Raw genomic sequence first — 21173 nt, forward strand, 5'->3', positions numbered from 1 at the left:
ACATCCTCACTTGTTCGCACGGTTTTCGATCAGGTCTTCGACAACCGACGGATCGGCCAGTGTCGACGTGTCACCGAGGGCGCCAAAGTCGTTTTCAGCAATCTTGCGCAGAATACGACGCATGATTTTGCCGGAACGGGTTTTGGGCAGACCCGGTGCCCATTGGATCACGTCCGGGCTGGCAATTGGTCCGATTTCGGTTCGAACCCAAGTGCGCAGTTCCTTCACAAGCTCGTCTGACGGTTCACGGTCATTCATCAGGGTGACGTAGCAATAGATGCCTTGCCCCTTGATTTCGTGAGGGTAGCCAACAACTGCGGCCTCAGCCACGGCGGCATGCGCCACAAGTGCGCTTTCCACCTCGGCAGTACCCATACGGTGACCCGAGACGTTGATCACATCATCTACGCGGCCGGTAATCCAATAGTCGCCATCCTCGTCACGGCGGCATCCATCCCCGGTGAAGTAGTAGCCTTTGTAATCTGAGAAATAGGTCTTTTCGAACCGCTCATGGTCTCCCCAAACAGTCCGCATCTGACCAGGCCAGCTGTCCTTGATGCACAGAACGCCCTCAACCCCGTTGCCTTCGATCTCGACGCCCGATTGCGGGTCAAGAACGACCGGTTGAATGCCAAAGAACGGTTTCATTGCGGCACCCGGCTTCATCGCGTGCGCGCCGGGCAGGGGGGTCATCAGGTGACCGCCAGTTTCGGTTTGCCACCACGTGTCGACGATGGGGCATTTGCCTTTGCCGATGACCTCGTTGTACCAGGTCCAGGCTTCGGGGTTAATCGGCTCCCCCACGGTGCCCAGTGTGCGCAGATCGCTCAGATCACACTTCTCGGCGAATTCCTTGCCCTGACCCATAAGCGCGCGGATCGCGGTCGGTGCGGTGTAAAACTGGTTCACCTTGTGTTTTTCGCAGACCTGCCAGAAACGCGAGGCATCCGGATATGTCGGGACGCCTTCGAACATCACCGTGGTGGCACCGTTCGCCAGCGGACCATAGACGATGTAACTGTGCCCAGTGACCCAACCGACATCCGCGGTACACCAGTAAACATCGCCTTCGTGATAGTCGAAGGTGATCTCGTGCGTCATGGCGGCATAAACAAGGTACCCGCCGGTGGAATGCACAACGCCTTTCGGCTGACCGGTCGAGCCCGAGGTGTATAGAATAAACAGGGGATCTTCGGCGTTCATCTCGGCAGGTGCGCTGTAATCATCCGCCTCAAGCGCCATTTCGTTGTAGTCGTAGTCGCGTCCGTCGACCCATGTGGTCTGACCGCCGGTGCGCTTGACCACCAAACACTTCACCGTGTCCTTACAGTGCAGCATGGCGGCGTCCGCGTTCGATTTCAGTGGTGTCTTGCGGCCACCGCGCGGTGCTTCATCAGCGGTGATGATAACTTTCGCGTCGCAACCGTTTACCCGTGCGGACAGCGCATCCGGAGAGAATCCAGCAAACACGATGGAATGGATCGCGCCAATGCGTGCGCAGGCCAACATTGCATAAGCGGCTTCGGGGATCATTGGCAGGTAGATGACAACCCGATCACCCTTGCGTACGCCCAGCGTTTCCAGGATGTTCGCCATCCGGCATGTGCGGCGGTGAAGCTCAGCATAACTGATGTGCTGCGCGTCATCACTTGGGTCATCCGGTTCCCAGATGATCGCGGTCTGATCGCCACGAGTTTCCAGATGACGATCGAGGCAGTTGGCTGACACGTTCAATGTGCCATCAGCGTACCAGTTGATTCCAACCGAACCGAAGTCGTAGTTGACATCTTTGACCTGGGTATAGGGCTTGATCCAATCGACACGCTTTCCGTGTTCACCCCAGAAGGCCACAGGATCTTCAATCGAAGCCTTGTACATTTCAGCATATTTTTTTGCATCAACATGGGCGCGTGCAGCGGTTTCGGCGGATGGCGGATACACTTTAGAACCTGCCTGGGCAGCGGTTGTCATACTGAGGCTCCTCCCTCTAGGCTTCATTTCACTGGGCCGAATCTTGCCCGTGGAACGGGCGATGTCGACCCGTATCCTCCCCGTCGAGGATAATAAGCGGTTCTGAAAACAATGAAATAAATTACCGATATCCTTGGGTTTATTTGTAAATAAATTTTTCCAGACTGTAAAAAATTGTAAAATAAACCAAGGTGGCCGCGATTAAACGAAACAAAACAATATGTTACGTGTTACTATTTTTACCGCAGATTTAGTGACTGTCGGTCGTGAATTTTTACATCTATGACTCACCTTTTAGTTGTTAGCGCTGGCAGCCACCGTGGTCGCATGCGCGCGTCTGGGGTTGGCACCTTCCGATGTTGGCGCTAGCCTTAGCCCAAGCGCTTATGCAAGAAGCGCAAAAAAGGGAGAAATCATGATGAAGAAAATGTTGAGCGGTGCTGCTGTCGCCGCCGTAAGCGTTGCTTTCGTGTCCGAGGCCGCAGCAACCGAATGGAACGCATCGGTCTGGGGCAAACGGCGCGCCTTTACCGAACATGTCGAAAAGCTGGCTGAACTGGTCAGTGAAAAGACCAACGGTGATTTTACGATCAACGTCAGCTATGGCGGCCTGTCGAAGCCACGCGAAAACCTTGACGGGATTGAGATTGGCGCGTTCGAAATGGCCCAATTCTGCGCTGGGTATCATCGCGACAAGAACCGCGCGATCACCGTGCTTGAGCTGCCGTTTCTGGGCGTAAACACCCTGGAAGAGGAAGTGGCGGTCAGCCATGCGGTTTATGACCACCCAGCGGTTAAGGATGAAATGGCGCAGTGGAATGCGCGCATCATCATGACCTCGCCGATGCCGCAATACAACCTTGTGGGCACTGGCGAACCCCGTGACGAACTGGCGGAATTCGAAGGAATGCGCGTTCGCGCCACAGGTGGTCTGGGCCAGGCATTCGAGGCGGTCGGAGGCGTACCAACTTCGGTTCCTGCAACCGAAGCCTTTAATGCGATGGAATCGGGCGTCGTTGATACAGTTGCCTTCGCGCAGCACGCCCATCTGTCATTTGGCACCATCAACGAGGCCGATTGGTGGACCGCCAACCTGAACCCCGGCACCGTCAATTGTCCGGTTGTGGTGAACATTGACGCGTACGAGTCGCTGCCTGCCGAGCATCGCGAAGCGCTCAACAGCTCGATTGACGAAGCCATTGACCACTACCTTGCCAACTATGGTGGCCTGCTTGAACAGTGGGACGGCGTTCTGACTGAGAAAGGCGTGCAGAAAGTCGAAATCGATGAGGCCGTGATCCAAGAGTTCCGTACCAAAGCGGCCGATCCGATTCGGGAACAGTGGATCGCGGATATGTCCGCCCAGGGTCTTCCGGCACAGGATCTGTATGATTTGGTACAAACCACGCTGAAACAGCAGCGCGGTGGAAACTAATAGCCAGCTTCGGGTGCCTGACCGGGCACCCGAACACCGATACCAATAATAGGGGATCACCGGAATGGCAGGACAGGCCACGGTGCTTGAAGACGGCAGCCTCCTTAGTCGGCTGGATCGTCACTTGTTGAAGTTAGAGCAGTTTTTGGCATTGATCAGCGGTCTGGCCGTTTTTGGCCTCATGGTGCTTGCGGTTGTTTCCGTCAGCGGGCGTAATGCGATCAATGCACCACTACCCGGCTACGTGGACTGGATCGAACAGGCCATGCCCTTGATAGCTTTCCTGGGTATTTCTTATGTACAGCGCAGCGGTGGTCATATCCGCATGGACATCATGATTTCACGTCTGAATGGCCGCGCGCTTTGGCTGTTCGAGCTGATCTCGATTATCCTCATCCTTGTGCTCATGCTGGCGCTGGTCTGGGGCAGTTGGTCCCATTTTGACCGGTCATTTGATTTTGGTGCCCCACTCTGGAGCCGCGACAGTTCAATCGACATCGGTATCCCGCTATGGCCTGCCAAGCTGCTGGCGCCGGTGGCGTTTTCGGTTCTGTGCGCGCGTTTGATGCTGCAGGTTTGGGGGTATGGCCGCGCCTTTCTGTTGGGTCTGGAACATCCGGTCGCCGTACCTCTGATCCAGGATGCGGCGGCGCAAGCCGCTGCCGAGGCAGAACAATTCGAAGGGCAGGACTAACGCATGGACACGATAGACATTGGCCTGTGGGTCACAGGCGGTCTTCTGGTTTTGGTTGTCACGGGCATGCGGGTGGCTTTTGCCGCTGGTCTTGCCGGGCTTGTCGGACTGGTCTGGATATTTTGGGCTAAATTCGGATACGAGCCGGATCGTTTTGGGCGCGCATTGACAGTCGCCGTCAAAACGGCGGGGCAGGTACCGCATTCGAAAGTGGCCGCCCATACTCTAAGCCTCATCCCGACCTTTATCCTGATTGGGTACCTAGCCTATTACGCAGGTCTCACCCGCGCGCTATTCGAGGCCGCAAAACGTTGGGTGGCGTGGGTGCCGGGGGGATTGGCTGTATCGACAGTGTTCGCGACGGCCGGGTTTGCCGCGGTATCCGGCGCGTCGGTCGCGACCTCGGCTGTCTTTGCCCGGATCGCCATCCCGGAAATGCTCAAGGTCGGGTACAACAAGCAATTCGCAGCCGGGGTCGTTGCTGCCGGTGGGACGCTGGCCTCGCTAATCCCGCCTTCGGCCATTCTTGTGATTTATGCCATCATTGTTGAGCAGGATGTAGGAAAGCTTTTGTTGGCGGGCTTCATTCCGGGCGCGTTTTCGGCAGTGATTTACGGGCTTCTGATCGTTGGCATCGCGGTCTTCTTCAAAACTGTTGGCCCTCCGGTCAGAGGCTTCACATGGAAACAGCGCTTTGCTGCATTGCCCGGCGCGTTCCCGATCGTTGCCGTGATCCTGATCATCATCTGCTTTGTCTATAATCCTTTCGGTGAAAAAGCGTGGGGCACCCCAACGGAAGGCGGCGCAATCGGTGCCTTCATCGTCTTCTGCTTTGCCGTTTTCCACGGAATGCGCTGGACCGAGTTGAAATCCGCCCTGCTGGAAACCGCTAAGCTGACCGCGATGATCTTTTCGATCATCTGGGGCGTGCTGATCTATGTGCGTTTTCTGGGCTTTGCTGATTTGCCGGGGGCCTTTTCGGATTGGATCACCTCATTGGAAATGGCGCCGATGCTGATCCTGATCTGCATACTTCTGGCCTATGCAGTGCTGGGTATGTTCATGGACGCTATCGGAATGCTGCTGCTCACGCTGCCCGTTGTCTATCCGGCAGTTATGGCATTGAACGGGGGAGAGACGGTCAGCGCCGCAGAAAGCACCTTTGGCATGTCCGGCCCGATGTGTGCGATCTGGTTCGGCATACTGGTTGTGAAGATGGCTGAGTTCTGTTTGATCACTCCGCCCATCGGCTTGAATTGCTTCGTAGTCGCCGGCGTCCGCCCTGATCTGAGCGTTCAGGATGTGTTCAAAGGCGTTACGCCGTTCTTTATCGCGGATGGTGTCACCATTGCTTTGCTCGTGGCGTTCCCTGGCATCGTTCTGTACCTGCCGTCATTGGCCGGATAGAAAAAGCCCCCGGCGATGGGCCGGGGGCTGAGTACTGCCATTTGCGGGTCTTTTTAGCTTGCCCGCATCAGCATCCCATACAGGTCGCGTGGATCATCTGGATCGGCCAGCATGTCCAATGGCTCATAAAAATCAGTGCCTTCGATTGTGGACTTGATGTAACGAAGGGCCGAGAAATCCTCGATCGCAAAGCCAACGCTGTCGAACAGAGTGATTTGGCGATCATCGCGACGGCCTTCGGCTTGACCGGTCATGACCTTCCACATTTCGGTCACTGGGTGATCGTCCTCCAATGCCTGAATCTCACCTTCGATCCGTGTCTGTTCTGGATATTCGACAAAGATGTCCGACCGCAGAAGGATATCCTTGTGCAATTCGGTCTTGCCCGGGCAGTCGCCCCCTATGGCGTTGATGTGCACGCCGGGGCCAACCATGTTGTCGGTCAGGATCGTTGCGTATTTTTTGTCAGCCGTGCAGGTCGAGATGATATGTGCGCCCTCTATCGCCTCTTCCGGGGTTGAGCAGGAAACGACGCTCAGCCCTGTTCCCTGAAGGTTTTCAGCGCATTTCTTGGTTGCGTTACTGTCAGTGTCGTACAGGCGTACCGTTTTGATCCCACACATTGCCTTGAAGGCAACGCATTGAAACTCTGACTGGGCTCCGTTGCCGATCATCGCCATGACCGTTGAGGATTTGGGTGCCAGATAGCTGCCGACCAGCGCGGATGTCGCGGCTGTTCGCAGTGCGGTCAGCATGGTCATTTCGGTCAGAAGGGTGGGATAGCCAGTGTATACATCTGCCAGCAGGCCAAATGCGGTCACCGTCTGCAACCCTTCGGACGTGTTCTTCGGATGGCCGTTGACGTATTTGAAACCATAGGCTTCACCGTCAGACGTTGGCATAAGCTCGATCACGCCATGCGGTGAATGCGCGGGAATACGCGGAGTTTTGTCAAAGCTTTCCCACCGCTTAAAGTCAGATTCGATCTGGGCAGCTATCTGGGTGATCATCCGCTCGACCCCGACGTGATGCACAAGCCGCATCATGTTGTCGACGGATACAAAAGGCACAAGCGCCTTATCGGAAGGTTGCATCGTGGTCTCCTATCGGCGGGGTGGCGTCGGTCTTGATGTTCAAGGTCTGAAAGGCGGTCCGCTGGGAATGCATCAAAAGCTCCGGGTCGGGCGGTCAAAGATGCGGCGGCCCAACAATGAGGCCGCAAGATCAACCATCAACCTTGCGGTGCGGCCGCGTTCGTCAAGGAACGGATTCAACTCCACAAGGTCCAGCGCGCAGACGAGGCCACTTTCGTGCAGAAGTTCCATGACCAGATGCGCCTCACGCTCGGTTGCGCCGCCGGGTACGGTTGTTCCGACGGCGGGCGCGATGGAGGGATCCAGGAAATCGACATCCAACGAGACATGCAAAAAGCCATTCGCTGCACGGACACGGTCAAGGAAAGCGATCAGGGGGGCTTTGATACCGTGTTCATCAATGCTGCGCATGTCGGCCAGCATTGCGTGATCCTTCTCTAGCCGCGCACGTTCGGCGGGATCGACCGAACGCAAGCCGATCATACCCACCCGATCTGTCGGAACTGGATTGGTCACGCGGGGAAACGCGTCAAAACCGGGCTGGCCCGTGAAATACGCCACCGGAGTTCCGTGAAGGTTACCGCTACCGGTGCTTTCGGGCGTGTGGAAATCGCTATGGGCGTCGAGCCACAGCACGAATAGCGGGCGGCCCACCTTTTCGGCGTGGGCTGCCATGCCTGAAACAGTACCCATGGATAATGCGTGATCGCCACCCATGAAGATGGGTAAACCCTTCGCGGCTGAGTCCTGCGCCGCGCGGCTTAGCGCGCGGGTCCAGCCGATGACGTCTGGCAGGGCAAACAGGTGATCGTGTACAGGCACATCTGTTTTGTCGGGGGAAACATTGCCGATGTCTGAAACCTTATGCCCCAGATCAATCAAGGCTTGATCCAGACCAGCCACCCGATAGGCGTCTGGCCCCATGCGGCAGCCCTGACGGCGCTTTCCCGCATCCATCGGAGCGCCGACCAATATAACGTGTTTATTGTCCATATGTTTGTTTAGACCTGCACGTTGCCTTGCGAAAAGAGGGCAAATTGATCAAAATGAAACCGTCTCATACGAATTGGATACGCGCCTTGGACGATTTGGACAGCAAGCTGCTAAATGCCTTACATCGCGATGCGCGGGCATCGCTTTCAGAATTGGCAGAAACACTTGGTGTGACCCGCACAACGGTGCGCAGCCGTTTGCAGCGTCTCAAGCAGTCAGGCGAGATCGTGGGCTTTACCGTGCTTACCCGGCAGGATGTAGCTGAAAGCCCTGTGCGTGGCCTGATGATGCTTGAGATCGAAGGCCGCGGGACCGAGCGAACGATGGCACGCATTGCCGCCCTGCGCCAAGTACGCGCCGTGCATACAACAAACGGCAGTTGGGACCTGATCGCCGAGATCGGGACCGAGACCCTCGCCGAACTTGACGAAGTTCTTTTCCTGATCCGACGGATGGAGGGGATCACCCGGTCCGAGACCAATCTGCTTCTATCCACGCGAAAAGGTCGTGTCTGAACCATCGCAGTGTTTTGAGCTTTAAGGAATTTGTGCAAGAGTTGCCCGGCGTCGCCCATCCGCGCGCGGGATCGTTGCAGTGCCTCAGAGCAGGGGAAGACCATGACCACGCAGGAGACTGACAAAGAGCTTTGGGCTGTACGTCTTGCCGAGCGCGCGGCCGGGTTTCTGGAAAAGCCCGCAGTGCGGATTTCGGTCCCGATACTGGTCACACTGATCGCGCTTGTCGTTCTGCATGAACTGTCCGAGCATGTAAAATGGGCCGACGTTCAGGCGGATGTGGCGAATACGCATTGGACAGTCTTGGCAATCGCCTTGGGCTGGACCTGTTTCAGCTTCTTGTCGCTGTCCATGTATGACGTATTCGCCGTGCAGAGCGTAGCAAAGGGAGAGGTGCCTCTGACCGTTGCGGGAATGGCCGGGGCAAGCGGGTATGCCGTGTCCAACTGCCTTGGATTCTCGTACATCACCGGAACAGCGATCCGCTACCGCATCTATGCCTCGCTTGGGCTGGACCTTAGCCGTGTTGCGGGTGTCATTGCGACGTCATGGATCGCGTTTTGGTCCGGGCTGGTGCTTTTGCTGGGCATTTTGTTCACTCTGCACCCGGATGGAATATCAAAGATTTTGCCGATCAGCGATACGACCGAGACCGTGATCGGGATGTGCTTGCTTGCCGCACTTGCAGCGCTGTTCATCTGGCTTGCAAAGGGCGGACGTAAGCTTGCCTATGGCGGGTTCGGGTTCAACCTGCCGGGCGGCAAACTCGCCGGCCTGCTAACCCTGGCCGCAATCGGAGACCTGTTTGGCGCTTCGATGGTGCTGTATACCTTGTTCCCCAATGATCTGGGGGTCGGGTATCCCTATTTCTTTACGATTTTCATAGGCGCGATTGCAGTCGGCATTCTCAGCCACGCGCCCGGCGGAATTGGCGCGTTCGAGGCGACATTGATCGCAGGTCTGGGTGCCTCTGGCAGGTCTGACGTCATCGCGGCCTTGCTGCTGTATCGGTTGGTTTACACGTTTCTACCCTTTGCTGTTGCAAGCCTTGCGATTGCTGTGGCCTCGGCGCTGACGCACCGCCATCACATCAGCGGTGCAGCAATATGGATCTACCGTGCGATACGGCCGATCGTTCCTATGGTTGCAGCAGGTGTGACTGCCGTGGCGGGGATCATTCTGCTGGTTTCGGGGGCCTTGCCGTCCAGCAGCCAAGGCCTTGGCGTGCTGCGTGACGTCCTGCCGCTGTCCTTTGTCGAGGCGTCACATCTGGCGGGCAGCACTGTCGGCGTTTTGCTGATCCTGGTCTCTCGCGGGTTGTTCCGCAAACTTTATCGCGCTTGGGTCGTTGCGATGCTGCTGATGGTGGCTGGATGCGTTGCCTCTTTGACCAAGGGGTTGGATACGCATGAAGCCATCGGCATGCTGGTCTCTACTGCCGTGCTCGCCACGTTTCGCGATGCGTTCTATCGCGTCAGCGGTGCCTCAATTTTTCGACTGAACATTCCGTGGCTGGTCAGCGTGATCGCCTTGTTGGCAGTGATCTTCTGGATCGGGTTATTTGCCTATTCGCATGTCGAGTACCAGAACGCATTGTGGTGGGAATTCGCCTGGAGTGGTGACGCCTCGCGCTTTTTGCGCTCTAGCCTCGTGGTCGCGGTCATTGTTGGCGTTGTTGCTGTTAACTCTTTGTTCGGGCGGGAAATACCTCAGCCAGTACGGACTGAAATACCACCAGTGGTGGAACGTTTGGCGTTAGAAAGCGAAGATACCGAGGCGCAGATTTCGTTGACCGGAGACAAACAGTTCCTGATCGCGCCGGACGATAGCGCGTTTCTGGCCTACGCTGACACCGGAAACGCGTTAATCAGCAAGGGTGAGCCTGTAGGCGACGAAACGACAGGTAAGCAGCTGATCTGGCAACTGCGCGAGATGGCGGACCGGGAAGGTAAGCTTTGCGCATTCTACAGCGTTTCTACCAAATACCTGCCGACATTCCTGGACCTTGGCCTGTCTATTCTGAAAATCGGTGAGGTCGCACGGGTGCCGCTAAAAGACTTTTCGCTCGATGGGAAATCCCGCAAGCGGTTCCGACAGGCAAAGAACCGGGCTGAGCGGGAGGGGTATGTGTTTGAAATCATCCCGAAAGAAAAACTGGCCGCGATCCTGCCCGAACTGCGCAAGGTGTCAGACGACTGGCTTGAAAACAAGGCGGGCGCAGAGAAAGGCTTTGCCCTTGGCGGCTTTGATGATGAATACCTTTCGTATTTTGATCACGCTGTGCTGCGCAATGGGGATACGGGTCAGATTGTTGCCTTTGCCAATTTGTTCCAAGGCGGTCATAAATCCGAACTGTCACTGGACCTGATGCGGTATGAGCCCGACAGTCCCAGCTTTGTCATGGATGCTTTGTTTGCTGAAATGATGTCATGGGGGGCCGAGCAGGGGTTTCAGTGGTTTTCACTGGGGGCTGCACCGTTTTCAGGGATCGAAAGTCGGCAGCTTGCCTCATTCTGGAACCGCGTCGGCGGTTTTGTTTATGAACATGGTGAACAGTTCTATCATTTTGAGGGGTTGCGCTCCTTCAAACAAAAATTCGACCCGGAATGGAGCCCGAACTATCTGGCCAGCCCAGGCGGATTGGCAGCGCCCCGGATATTGTACGAGGTGAACGTTCTTGTCTCGGGTGGTCTGCGCGGCCTGACGAAATAGCAGCTAGTTGAGACTGGCGCGGGTGGGCGTGTTTTGCAGCAGGTCGCCCCAGTCGGTGCGATACGCCATTTCGGTTAGCACTGTTTCGGGAAGGAATTCCTGACTCTGCCGTATTTGCCAGCCGCCACCGAGCCCCTTGTATACAGCGACCAGATTGCTGGATACCTGCTGCCGAGACGCGATCAGATTGGCCTGAGACCGCAGCAGCACGGTCTGCGTATTCAGGATGCGAGAATAGTCGGCAATTCCATCGCGATATTGATCCACCGCAATCTGCGCGGCCTTGCGCGAAGCCGCGACACTGTTTTCATAAAAGCCGACTTGCTTGCGAGACTGTGCATACGCCACCATCGCGCTTTCCACTTCGGAATACGCGGTCAGAACAGTGTTCTGATAGTTGGCTATCAAAGCCTGATACGCCGCATCCTGCGCACGTACGTTGTTCTGAATTCGACCATAATTCAAAACATTCCAAACTACCCCGGCGTTGGCCAACCCGGTTGAGCTGGCGGATGAAAACAGATCCCGCCCGCCCGAGGCCTGTAATCCAATCGCCCCCGACAGAACGAACTGCGGGTAGAGATCGGCCATCGCGATCCCGACTTGGGCTGATTGGGTGGCTGCCGCAAGCTCAGCTGCGCGCACATCCGGGCGACGGCGAAGCAACTCGGCTGGAACGCCAACAGCGACGTTGGTGCGGGCCGATGGAATCCGACCCGAATTGCCCAGCAGACCTGTCATTCGGGAAGGTGTGGTCCCAAGCAGAACTGCAAGCGCATTCTTGGCCTGTTGCAGATCGCTTTCGATTTCCGGTACCAGTGCTTTTGTGTTGTTCAGCAGGGCGGTGGATTCCTGCACGTCCAACTCGGTCGTGATTCCGTTGTTGAAACGCAACTGAGTCAGATCGGCGGATTCCTGTTGCAATTGGATATTTTCGCGCGCGATGGCCAGAGATTCCTGCAATGCCCGGATATTGACGTAAAGCGCAGCCACATCCCCCGTCAGTGTCACAAGCGCGTCGTCATAATTGGCAACTTGCAACGCCAGATTAGAGCGCGCCGCCTGAACGCCGCGCCGTTGCTGGCCCCAGACGTCCAACTCCCATTGTGCGTCGAAGCCAACCTGTGAGGTTGAAAACTCGGTGTCCAGAGGAATAATCCTCTGAATATCCGAGATCGGTCCCAAGTTGTCGCTGAGCTGCCGCCGTTCGATTGAGCCGCCGATCGCCTGCGATTGAGGATACAATTCACCAAAAGCGATACCCAGTTGTGCGCGTGCTTGTAATACGCGAGCACCAGCAACTTGCAGGTCGAGGTTTTGGGCATAGGCTTCGGCGATCAGCTTATTCAGCGTTGGGTCGTTGAAGGTTTCCCACCATCTCACCACCGGAGCACTGCGCGAGGTTAGCCCGCTTGGACCTGCGCTGGGACTGTTCACCTCAATCCATTCCTTCACGACCGGAGAATTCGGGCGCACAAAATCAGGCCCAACCGGAGCGCATCCTGCCAGAATCGCCCCACACAGGACGGTGCCGATCAGTCTGCTATGAAGTCTGGCCCGGATCATGGCATTTCCTCAGATATCCAATGGTCGGATGAAATTGGCGAAAGAGTAGAGGCGGATATTGATGCGCCTCAGGAACTCGAAACTTTTGCCTTGGCCGGTATAGATGGCAACTGCGGCATGCCCGCCGGCTGGAAGGGTGTGGCTATCCGGGACATCGACCGAAATTTGCACCGCAATGCGTCCCGGTAGCTTCGGAATCTCGAAGCCGGGCAGGCGGCCCGAGGGCAGGTATTGACCTTGGCGTGTCGCCCACCAGATCGCCTCGACCTTTCCTGTCAGTATCTCACCGGGATAGAGATCAAGCGCCACCTCAACCTCTTGCCCCGGTTCTACGAATTTCAGGTTTTGCTGGCGATATGTCGCCAGGATGTACGGGTTGTCCTTGGTGACAAAACTGGCAATTGCGCCCAGCCGAATGTCGCCCACAACGAGGCCCGGGCGAGCTTGTTGTGACACAATCATGCCGTCTTCGGGTGCGTAGATCACCGTGTTGTCGAGAAAATACTGCGCTTTGTCCAACTGCGCCTGCGCCTGCAGGATACCTGTATTCACGCCGTCAATCTGTGACTCTTGCGCCAGCCGTGCCTTTTCCAGATTTGCTTCGGCTTCCTTGACCAGTGCCTGATCTTCTGTGACCTGCTCGTTCCATCGATCCAGTTCATCCTGCCGCGCGCCGCCAGCGGGTACGAGGTTTTCGTACCGTGCCTGCTGGGTCAGCGCATAGGCCAGCTGCGCATTGGCGCGTTCAATGGCTTCGGATGCCGCTATCACGTCCTGTTCAAGGATTTTGGCGTTCTGCTCGGCCGCAACAAGCTGCGCGCTGGCCTCGGCCACTTCTAATGAAAAGACCGTGTCGTCAAAGCGATAAAGGGGGTCGCCTTTCTTCACCTCGGTATTTGGTTCAACCAACACTTCGCTGAGTATTGTTGGTTCGGTCAGACGTGGAACAATCTGGATGGTCGAGCGAACAACGTGGCTGTCGATCGAAAATGGCTGAAAAAAACGCAGAGCAACCAAGAAAACCAACAACAGATGCGCGCCGACCCAAAAAGATACGATCCCCCAGGCGATGTTGAACTTGAGCCATTTCGCTTTGAAAAAAATGAACCAGACGAAAATCAGGTAGAATAGTGTAATGCCTAGGGCGACAAACATATTTTTTGACTTCCTTTGGCCTTAGCTTTTCTTGGTCTGTTCAGGATCCAGCGGGTCGCTGTATTCATCGGTCAGGGTTCCGCCAAGTCGCTTGATCTCTTTGCGAACAGCGTCCCGCTCATCATCTGGCATTCGGCGGATATCTACGGTGGCGCTGTCATGAAATGCCCAGATAAAGGCGTGGACCCATGGGACGATGGCTAAGAACCCCATCCATCCCATGATCTTCACGGATTCTGCGTGTGGATGATTACGTTTGATCGCTATGCGCCCCGGCAGGCCCATGAGGAATAGAAACAGCGCCATAATTGCGGCGAGCAAAAGTATCAGCGCCAGAAACGTCAGATAGTCATAATAGTCCAGCGACTGCCCTAGTAACCCCATGGGTAAGCCTCCTTTCGGGAAGGTTGCCCCAATCTCAGCCGTTGCAGCCGCGTTCGTCAATGAATTTGTAGCTTGTAGGTACGTACCGGCAATAAAGCCGGACTGTCTTTCATGCGCGTTGAAACAACCCGGAGCTCAGGAGCAGATCTTTACCTGCGTTTGCCACTCCGTGCATTTTTCCGCCAGTCCTGTGGGCAGAGGTTGATCCGTGTAGAACGTATCCAAGTCAGACAGCGAGGCTATCTTTGCGGGCGCAGTGCGTTGAAACTTGGTTTGATCTGCCACCAAACATGTCCGGCGGGCTTGAGCGATGATGGTCTGACTGACGCGCACCTCTTGAAAGTCAAAATCCAACAGGTCTCCGGCAGTATCCAGGGCAGAACATCCAATGATCGCGAAGTCGAATTTGAACTGCTCGATGGTTGCGACCGTCAGATTGCCGACCAACCCCCCATCTGATCGCCGCAAAACACCGCTCGCCACAACGATCTGACAGTTGGGGTTATCGACCAGTATGTTGGCGACATTCATGTTATTGGTCACCACCATCAGGTCTTTGTGTCCCAACAATTGTCGGGCTACCGCCTCGGTTGAGGTGCCGATGTTCAGGAAAATCGATGCACCATCGGGGATATCCTGTGCACAGTGCTGCGCGATCAGGGCTTTGGACTCGGCGTTCATTGCGCGGCGGTCTTCGTAGCCGATATTGGAAACGCCCGAGCGTAAAACGGCACCGCCATGAACGCGGTCCAGTTTCCCTATATCCGCCAGTTCGGACAGGTCGCGGCGGATGGTCTGAACCGTGACATCGAACCGAGCGGCAAGGTCTTCGACCATCACACGTCCGTCTTGCCGGGCAATGTTCAGGATATCCGACTGTCGAAAGGAAAGGGACACGGTTTGCTCCTACTGCTTGGGTTCGTTTATGTTCGTTTTTGCTAGAGGCGCAACATAATCTTCACCTTCAGCCGTAGATTTATCCTCAAATTGCGGCATAACGAACATAAACGAAGAATAGCATTGACCAAACGAGGGTCGATACGGTTAATGAGCGCGCGTTTCGCTTTGAAGTGGGAATCATCCAGCTATGGAACAGACAAACGAACAGGTTTTCGACCTTTTCATCATTGGCGGCGGTATCAACGGCTGCGGCATCGCGCGGGATGCGGCTGGGCGCGGGCTTTCGGTGGCGCTGGCTGAGATGAACGATCTGGCGTCGGCGACGTCGTCTGCGTCAACCAAGTTGTTTCATGGTGGGTTGCGGTATCTTGAGTATTTTGAGTTCCGCCTTGTCCGCGAGGCTTTGATCGAACGCGAAACCCTGCTGCGGGCGATGCCGCATATCAGTTGGCCGATGCGCTTTGTCCTTCCGTATCACGCGGATATGCGCTTTGATTCCGAAACGCCAACCTCGCGCCTTCTGAGTACTGTGATGCCCTGGATGAAAGGACGCCGCCCGGCTTGGCTGATCCGGTTGGGATTGTTCATGTATGACCATCTGGGTGGGCGAAAAATCCTGCCCGGAACTGCTTCGTTGGATCTAAAAAGCGCGCCTGAGGGGCGGCCTTTGCAGGACAAGTTCGAAACCGCCTATGAGTATTCGGATTGCTGGATCGAAGATTCACGGCTGGTCGTACTTAATGCCCGCGACGCTGAGGCGCGCGGTGCAAAGATCATGGTTCGAACCGAGGTTCTGTCAGCCGAGCGCATTGGCAATCTATGGCAGGTTACGGTTCGCAATCGGGACAGTGAAGAAACGCGGGTGATCAAGGCAAAGATGCTGATCAACGCGGGTGGTCCCTGGGTTGGCGACATTATCCAGACGAAAATCCGTGTGAACTCGCGTGAAGGTGTCCGATTGGTTCGCGGCAGCCATATCGTAACGCGCAGACTGTTCGACCACGACAAATGCTATTTCTTCCAGGGGGAGGATGGCCGGATCATTTTTGCCATTCCGTACGAGCGTGACTACACCCTGATCGGGACAACAGATCAGGATCATCCGGACCCGTCCGAGCTTCCAGTCTGTACCGAAGCAGAACAAGAGTATCTGTGCGCCTTCGCCACGAAGTACTTCAAAACCCCTGTGACGCGCGATGAGATCGTCTGGACCTATTCCGGGGTGCGGCCGCTCTATGATGACGGTGCCAGCAGCGCGACTGCGGCGACACGGGACTATACGCTTAAAGTCGATGCGCAGGGTGGGGCGCCCGTGCTGAATGTCTTTGGCGGCAAGATCACAACTTATCGACGGTTGGCGGAATGCGCGCTTAAGAAAGTGGCCGAGTATTTTCCGGATCTGCCCGGCCCGTGGACCGCAGGCGTTGCCTTACCCGGAGGAGACTTTTCGGTTGATGGGGTGCAGGATTTGGTCGCCGGTCTAGAGGAAGATTTTGTCTTCTTGGACCGCGCTTGGGCCGAACGCCTTGTACGGGCCTATGGGACCGAGGCTCGAGATATTTTGGAGGATGCGAAAACCGCCGCGGATTTGGGAGAAGATTTTGGCGCTACGCTGACCGCGCGGGAACTGCAATGGCTGATGGACAAAGAGTATGCGCGTATGGCCGAAGATGTCGTTTGGCGTCGCAACAAGCTTGGTCTGCGACTAAGTGCAGATCAGGTCGCGCGCATTCAGGATTGGATGGACCAACGTAGGCAAGCTGCCGCCTAGAAAAAACCCCGCCAGACAGGCGGGGTTTTTCGTTAAGCCTAGGCTGTTTCCTCGGATGGTCCGGGATCGTTCTTTGACCCCTTGATCCATTCCCTGAGGCTTTGCATCAACGCGTATAGAACCGGCACCAGAATGACGCCAACCAGCGTTGCTGCCAGCATTCCACCAAACACGGCCACGCCGATGGCCTTCTGGCTGGCCGCGCCTGCACCGCTGGCCGCCAGCAGCGGGACCACACCCAGCAGGAACGACAATGCGGTCATCATCACCGCGCGGAAACGCTGAAACGCGGCTTCGGCGGCGGCCTCTTTGATCGACAAACCTTGGGCCCGTTGCTCCATCGCGAACTCGACGATCAGAATGCCGTTCTTCGATGCGAGGCCGACAAGCATGATCATCCCAATCTGAGTATACAGGTTGATATCGCTGCCAACGACAGCAACCGCAGCCACCGCGCCGAATAGGGCAACGATTACCGAAAGCAGGATGGAAACCGGCATGCTCCAACTTTCGTATTGGCCAACTAGGAAGAGATATCCGAACATGATCGCAAGACCCAGGATCACAACGACAAGCCCGCCCGTCGCCAATTGCTGTTGCGCGGTACCTGTCCATTCGAACGCGTAACCCGGGGGCAGGGCGGTCGTGGATTCTTCGGTCATCACGGCGATGGCGTCACCCGTTGAAAGACCTGGCGCAGGAACTGCCGTAACAGTGGCTGAGCGGAACAGGTTGTGCCGTTTCAGCAGAACTGGGCCTAATACGTTTTCTACATCGACCAGTGTTCCCAGAGGAACCATCTCACCCGTCGTGGAACGAACATAAAGGTTCGAGATATCCTCGACATTGTCGCGATAACTGCCGTCGGCCTGGATCATCACGCGATAGACCCTACCGAACAGGTTGAAGTCGTTCACGTAGTACGAACCCAATTGCGCCTGCATGGTCTGGAATACTTCGGCCACCGACACTTGCAGCGTTTTGGCTTTCTCGCGGTCCAGATCAACAAACAACTGCGGCACGTTTGCCCGGAACGTCGTGTAAGACTGACCGATCTCGGGTCTCTGGTTCGCCGCGTAGACAAACGATCCCACGGCCGCAGCCAAATCCTGCGGCGACCCGCCACCGGTTTGCTGGACCTCCATTTCAACACCGGCCGACATGCCCAGACCCTGAATGGGTGGCGGATTGAACGCAACGACCGAGGCCGCGGACTCACCGTTGGCAATGGCCAGGATTTTCGCAAGAATCGCGTTGGCGCTCAGGTCTTCCTCCTGACGCTCGTCCCAGTTGATGAGGTTTACAAAGATTGCGGCTCCGTTGGTGATGGTCCCGTTCAGCATCGAGTAGCCGTTGATGAGAACTGTACTTGATACACCGGGGATTTGCTGAATCTGCTCATCCAAACGGGCCGAGACGACCTCGGTCCGTTCCAACGTGGCCGCATCGGGCAGTTGGATGTCGACGAAAAGATATCCGTTATCCTCAAGCGGCAGGAAGCCACTGGATGTGTTCGACATGATCGTCCCGCCGCCCATTGCCAACGCGACGATGATGCCAAGTCCAATAACAGGCAGGATCAGCAGTTTACGAACAATTGCGACATAGCCGCCCCGAACGGTGCCGATGAAGTTTTCGAAGACGGCCAACAGCCCTTTGGGGGGACCGGAACGTGCCCGCAGAACCAGCCCGCACAAGGCTGGAGACAGCGTCAGCGCGTTGATGGATGAGATCACAACCGCGGTTGAGATCGTCACGGCGAACTGTGAATACAGCCGCCCTGAGATGCCGGGCATGAACGTCACCGGCACAAACACGGCCAGCAGAACCAACGTGGTTGCGATGACCGGGCCAGTAATCTGCCCCATCGCCTTTCGGGTTGCCTCGGCGGGCGGCAACCCTTCCTCTGCGATGATCCGTTCAACGTTTTCGACAACAACAATTGCATCGTCCACCACGATCCCGATAGCCAGAACCAGGGCGAACAGCGAGATTGTGTTCAACGACATTCCGAACAACAGCAGGAATGCGAATGTCCCGATCAGTGAGACCGGGATTGCGACCGCGGGAATAATTGTCGCGCGCCAGCTGCCAAGGAAGACGAACACAACGGAAATGACCAGGGTGAAGGTCAAAATCAGGGTTGAGACCACATCATTCAGGGATTGTTCCACAAAGTCCGTGGTGTTGAAGGGGACGCCATATTCCACATCGGATGGGAATGTGCGCGATAGGCGCTCAAGCTCTGCCTCAACGCGTTCAGAGACCGCCAGCGCGTTTGCACCGGGGGCTTGGTAGATGCCGAGAACAGTTGCTGGAACGCTGTCGAAAAAACCCGAGGCCGCATAGTATTCTGCGCCCAGTTCCACACGTGCAATATCCCTGACCCGAACGATTGACCCTGCATCGCCGGTGCGAATGACAATCTCTCCGAATTCATCGGCCGAGGTCAGACGACCCTTGGTCTTGATCGTGTACTGAAAGGTTTGCCCTTCAGGAACCGGAGGCGCCCCGATTGACCCTGCCGATACTTCGACGTTTTGCTCGCGAATGGCGTTGATCACGTCGCCCGGCGTGATCGACAAAGCCGCCATCTGATCCGGGTCCATCCAGATCCGCATGGCATATTCCAGATTGGTCAGAACGTCCGCCTTGCCGACACCTTGAATACGCGCCAACGCGTCTTTGAGGTTGATCGACGCATAGTTCGACAAGAACACACTGTCATAAGTACCATTCGGCGAGGTCAGAGTGACCAGCAACAGCATGTTGGTCGACGCCTTTTGCGTGACCACACCCGATGACGTCACCTCGGCCGGAAGCGAGGACATCGCCTGCGCCACGCGGTTCTGCACGTTGACTGAGGCGATGTCTGGGTCGGTTCCCACTTCGAAGGTAATATTCAGCGAATAGCTACCGTTGTCCGAAGACGTGGACGTCATATAGATCATGTCATCCACGCCGTTTACCTGCGCTTCAATTGGCGCAGCGACGGTATTTTCAACAGTTTCGGCGTTTGCACCGGTATACGTTGTGGACACACTGACAACCGGTGGGGTGATGTCGGGAAATTGTGCCACGGGCAGGACCAGATAGCCGATACCGCCCATGATTGTCAGGACAAGCGAAATAACGAGCGCCAGCTTGGGGCGGCTGATGAACAGGGCTGAGAACATTGATTATTCTCCCGGCTGCTCAGATGCGACGACCGCATCAACGGCAACGCCAGGCCGGACCCTTTGTAAACCTTCAACAATCACGCTTTCGCCCTCGCGAAGACCGTCTTTGACGATAACCGCCGTGCCTTCGGTGTTGCCGGTGGTGATGTAACGCTGTTCCACCATCTGCTGATCGTTGACCACTAGCACGAAATCTCCCCGTTGATCACGTTGCAGCGCGGCTTGGGGGATCAGAACCTCAAGTGTTGGTTCCAGCGCCTCGATCCGTACATTCAGGAATGCCCCGTCGACGATCAACCGGTTAGCATTTGCGAACTCGGCGCGCATTGCAATGGCACCGGTCAAGGGGTCAATGCGGTTGTCGACGAACACGATCTTTCCTGTCTCATCCAGTTCTGTTCCGTTTGGCAGGTTTATGCGCACATTCGGGCTTTTTTCATTCTCGGACAGGGACGAAGGTGTCGCGCTCATGGTCTCAAGGACCGACGTGAATTGCTTTTCGTTTACCGAAAAATTCACGTAGATCGGAGCCTCGCTGACGATATTGACCAGCGGCGGGTTGGTTGGCCCAACCACGTCACCGACACTGATCGCGACCCGGCCGATGCGTCCGTCGAAAGGCGCGTGAATTTCAGTGTAGTTGAGGTCAAGTTCTGCTTGCTGTATTGCAGCATGGGCGGCTTTCACTTCGGCCTCGGCCACCAGTTCATTTGCGCGCGCGATGTCACGCTCGGCTTCGGGGGTGGCATCCCGTTCGAAAAGCTCTTGTTTTCGCGCCAGTTCAACCTTTGCCAGTTCAAGATTGGCCTCGGCCCGGTCCAAATCAGCGTTCCGCGCCTCAAGTGTTGCTTGGTAAAGATCGGGTTCAATAGTGAAGAGCAGGTCGCCCTGCTTGACCAACGCGCCATCTTCGACGTTCTGGCTTTCGAGGAAACCGCCAACACGCGCGACGATGTCGACCTTGTTCAGTGCCTCGGCGCGACCGATAAACACGGCCTCTTCGGTGATTTCCTCGGTATAGGCTGCTGCGATCGACACTTTTGGCGGGGCGGCGTCACCTTGATCCTGGGCGGCAGCCACTTGCGCAACGGTCAGGCAGGCCAAGGCTGCAAGCATGCTGCTGGGTCCGGTAAAACGGAATAAAGTGTTCTTCAATGCAAGGGACATGGCAGGCGCCTCGATATAAATGCGATTTCTTGCGCCAGAACGGTGTGCCACCCTGACGAGTCGACTGATTTCCACGTCAGGATGGACGTTTTAAAATCATATCTCAAGCATCTTGAATGCGAAGCGGACGCAGGAAACGACAAAATTTCGTCGGTTATAGGCCGACTTAGATCAAGGTGCTGATGCAAAATGGGCAAAAAGTCAGAAACGGGGACTGCCAGCCCCCGCTA

Annotated in this window: 15 protein-coding genes; 6 read left to right on the top strand and 9 right to left on the bottom strand. The window is 56.2% G+C overall.

Going from position 1 to position 21173, the window contains the following annotated elements; all coding sequences use genetic code 11:
* Positions 1-6: 6 nt before the first annotated feature.
* A complete protein-coding gene (gene acs, locus ACXAET_RS03490; RefSeq protein WP_475181185.1) occupies positions 7-1971 on the bottom strand; it encodes an acetate--CoA ligase in 1965 nt (654 codons plus the stop codon).
* A gap of 418 nt (positions 1972-2389) precedes the next feature.
* On the opposite strand from acs, the gene ACXAET_RS03495 reads away from it, so the two are divergent.
* The 3 genes from ACXAET_RS03495 to ACXAET_RS03505 all read left to right on the top strand — a co-directional run bounded on the left by ACXAET_RS03495 (position 2390) and on the right by ACXAET_RS03505 (position 5507).
* Positions 2390-3406, top strand: a complete 1017-nt coding sequence (locus tag ACXAET_RS03495) for a C4-dicarboxylate TRAP transporter substrate-binding protein (protein WP_475187073.1) — start codon at positions 2390-2392, stop codon at positions 3404-3406.
* 64 nt (positions 3407-3470) lie between these two features.
* Positions 3471-4100, top strand: coding sequence for a TRAP transporter small permease subunit (locus ACXAET_RS03500; protein ID WP_475181188.1), 630 nt, complete (start codon positions 3471-3473; stop codon positions 4098-4100).
* 3 nt (positions 4101-4103) lie between these two features.
* Positions 4104-5507 carry a TRAP transporter large permease gene (locus ACXAET_RS03505; protein WP_475181189.1) on the top strand — a complete coding sequence of 468 codons (1404 nt, stop codon included), beginning with the start codon at positions 4104-4106 and terminating at the stop codon, positions 5505-5507.
* A gap of 53 nt (positions 5508-5560) precedes the next feature.
* Here the strand turns inward: ACXAET_RS03505 and ACXAET_RS03510 are convergent, their stop codons facing one another.
* Both ACXAET_RS03510 and rocF read right to left on the bottom strand, forming a co-directional pair.
* A complete protein-coding gene (locus tag ACXAET_RS03510) occupies positions 5561-6601 on the bottom strand; it encodes an ornithine cyclodeaminase (protein ID WP_475181191.1) in 1041 nt (346 codons plus the stop codon).
* 72 nt (positions 6602-6673) lie between these two features.
* Positions 6674-7594, bottom strand: coding sequence for an arginase (rocF, locus tag ACXAET_RS03515; RefSeq protein WP_475181194.1), 921 nt, complete (start codon positions 7592-7594; stop codon positions 6674-6676).
* Between the two features lie 86 nt (positions 7595-7680).
* On the opposite strand from rocF, the gene ACXAET_RS03520 reads away from it, so the two are divergent.
* Together ACXAET_RS03520 and mprF are read left to right on the top strand one after the other, a co-directional pair.
* Positions 7681-8109, top strand: a complete 429-nt coding sequence (locus ACXAET_RS03520) for an Lrp/AsnC family transcriptional regulator (RefSeq protein ID WP_475187076.1) — start codon at positions 7681-7683, stop codon at positions 8107-8109.
* A gap of 102 nt (positions 8110-8211) precedes the next feature.
* Positions 8212-10821 carry a bifunctional lysylphosphatidylglycerol flippase/synthetase MprF gene (gene mprF / locus ACXAET_RS03525; protein WP_475181196.1) on the top strand — a complete coding sequence of 870 codons (2610 nt, stop codon included), beginning with the start codon at positions 8212-8214 and terminating at the stop codon, positions 10819-10821.
* 3 nt (positions 10822-10824) lie between these two features.
* Here the strand turns inward: mprF and ACXAET_RS03530 are convergent, their stop codons facing one another.
* From ACXAET_RS03530 to ACXAET_RS03545, 4 genes are all read right to left on the bottom strand, one after another.
* Positions 10825-12387, bottom strand: coding sequence for an efflux transporter outer membrane subunit (locus ACXAET_RS03530; protein ID WP_475181199.1), 1563 nt, complete (start codon positions 12385-12387; stop codon positions 10825-10827).
* A gap of 9 nt (positions 12388-12396) precedes the next feature.
* Positions 12397-13542, bottom strand: coding sequence for an HlyD family secretion protein (locus ACXAET_RS03535; protein ID WP_475181201.1), 1146 nt, complete (start codon positions 13540-13542; stop codon positions 12397-12399).
* Between the two features lie 21 nt (positions 13543-13563).
* Positions 13564-13926, bottom strand: a complete 363-nt coding sequence (locus ACXAET_RS03540) for a DUF3302 domain-containing protein (protein WP_475181202.1) — start codon at positions 13924-13926, stop codon at positions 13564-13566.
* A gap of 135 nt (positions 13927-14061) precedes the next feature.
* Positions 14062-14823: a DeoR/GlpR family DNA-binding transcription regulator gene (locus ACXAET_RS03545; RefSeq protein ID WP_475181205.1), complete on the bottom strand. Its 762-nt coding sequence runs from the start codon at positions 14821-14823 to the stop codon at positions 14062-14064.
* A 190-nt stretch (positions 14824-15013) separates the two neighbouring features.
* Here ACXAET_RS03545 and glpD point away from each other — a divergent pair, with 190 nt between their 5' ends.
* Complete coding sequence (glpD, locus tag ACXAET_RS03550) at positions 15014-16597, top strand: glycerol-3-phosphate dehydrogenase (RefSeq protein ID WP_475181208.1); 1584 nt, start codon at positions 15014-15016, stop codon at positions 16595-16597.
* Between the two features lie 38 nt (positions 16598-16635).
* On the opposite strand, the gene ACXAET_RS03555 is transcribed toward glpD, so the two are convergent.
* Positions 16636-19773, bottom strand: coding sequence for an efflux RND transporter permease subunit (locus ACXAET_RS03555; RefSeq protein ID WP_475181211.1), 3138 nt, complete (start codon positions 19771-19773; stop codon positions 16636-16638).
* A 3-nt stretch (positions 19774-19776) separates the two neighbouring features.
* Positions 19777-20943, bottom strand: coding sequence for an efflux RND transporter periplasmic adaptor subunit (locus ACXAET_RS03560; RefSeq protein ID WP_475181213.1), 1167 nt, complete (start codon positions 20941-20943; stop codon positions 19777-19779).
* Positions 20944-21173: the final 230 nt, after the last annotated feature.

The sequence above is a fragment of the Ruegeria sp. AWH4_226 genome (assembly GCF_056159225.1).

What these genes read in the sequence shown, in the direction of transcription:
- acs (WP_475181185.1), bottom strand. Translation starts at nt 1,971, where the DNA reads ATGACAACCGCTGCCCAGGCAGGTTCTAAAGTGTATCCGCCATCCGCC.
- ACXAET_RS03495 (WP_475187073.1), top strand. Translation starts at nt 2,390, where the DNA reads ATGAAGAAAATGTTGAGCGGTGCTGCTGTCGCCGCCGTAAGCGTTGCT.
- ACXAET_RS03500 (WP_475181188.1), top strand. Translation starts at nt 3,471, where the DNA reads ATGGCAGGACAGGCCACGGTGCTTGAAGACGGCAGCCTCCTTAGTCGG.
- ACXAET_RS03505 (WP_475181189.1), top strand. Translation starts at nt 4,104, where the DNA reads ATGGACACGATAGACATTGGCCTGTGGGTCACAGGCGGTCTTCTGGTT.
- ACXAET_RS03510 (WP_475181191.1), bottom strand. Translation starts at nt 6,601, where the DNA reads ATGCAACCTTCCGATAAGGCGCTTGTGCCTTTTGTATCCGTCGACAAC.
- rocF (WP_475181194.1), bottom strand. Translation starts at nt 7,594, where the DNA reads ATGGACAATAAACACGTTATATTGGTCGGCGCTCCGATGGATGCGGGA.
- mprF (WP_475181196.1), top strand. Translation starts at nt 8,212, where the DNA reads ATGACCACGCAGGAGACTGACAAAGAGCTTTGGGCTGTACGTCTTGCC.
- ACXAET_RS03530 (WP_475181199.1), bottom strand. Translation starts at nt 12,387, where the DNA reads ATGATCCGGGCCAGACTTCATAGCAGACTGATCGGCACCGTCCTGTGT.
- ACXAET_RS03535 (WP_475181201.1), bottom strand. Translation starts at nt 13,542, where the DNA reads ATGTTTGTCGCCCTAGGCATTACACTATTCTACCTGATTTTCGTCTGG.
- ACXAET_RS03540 (WP_475181202.1), bottom strand. Translation starts at nt 13,926, where the DNA reads ATGGGGTTACTAGGGCAGTCGCTGGACTATTATGACTATCTGACGTTT.
- glpD (WP_475181208.1), top strand. Translation starts at nt 15,014, where the DNA reads ATGGAACAGACAAACGAACAGGTTTTCGACCTTTTCATCATTGGCGGC.
- ACXAET_RS03555 (WP_475181211.1), bottom strand. Translation starts at nt 19,773, where the DNA reads ATGTTCTCAGCCCTGTTCATCAGCCGCCCCAAGCTGGCGCTCGTTATT.
- ACXAET_RS03560 (WP_475181213.1), bottom strand. Translation starts at nt 20,943, where the DNA reads ATGTCCCTTGCATTGAAGAACACTTTATTCCGTTTTACCGGACCCAGC.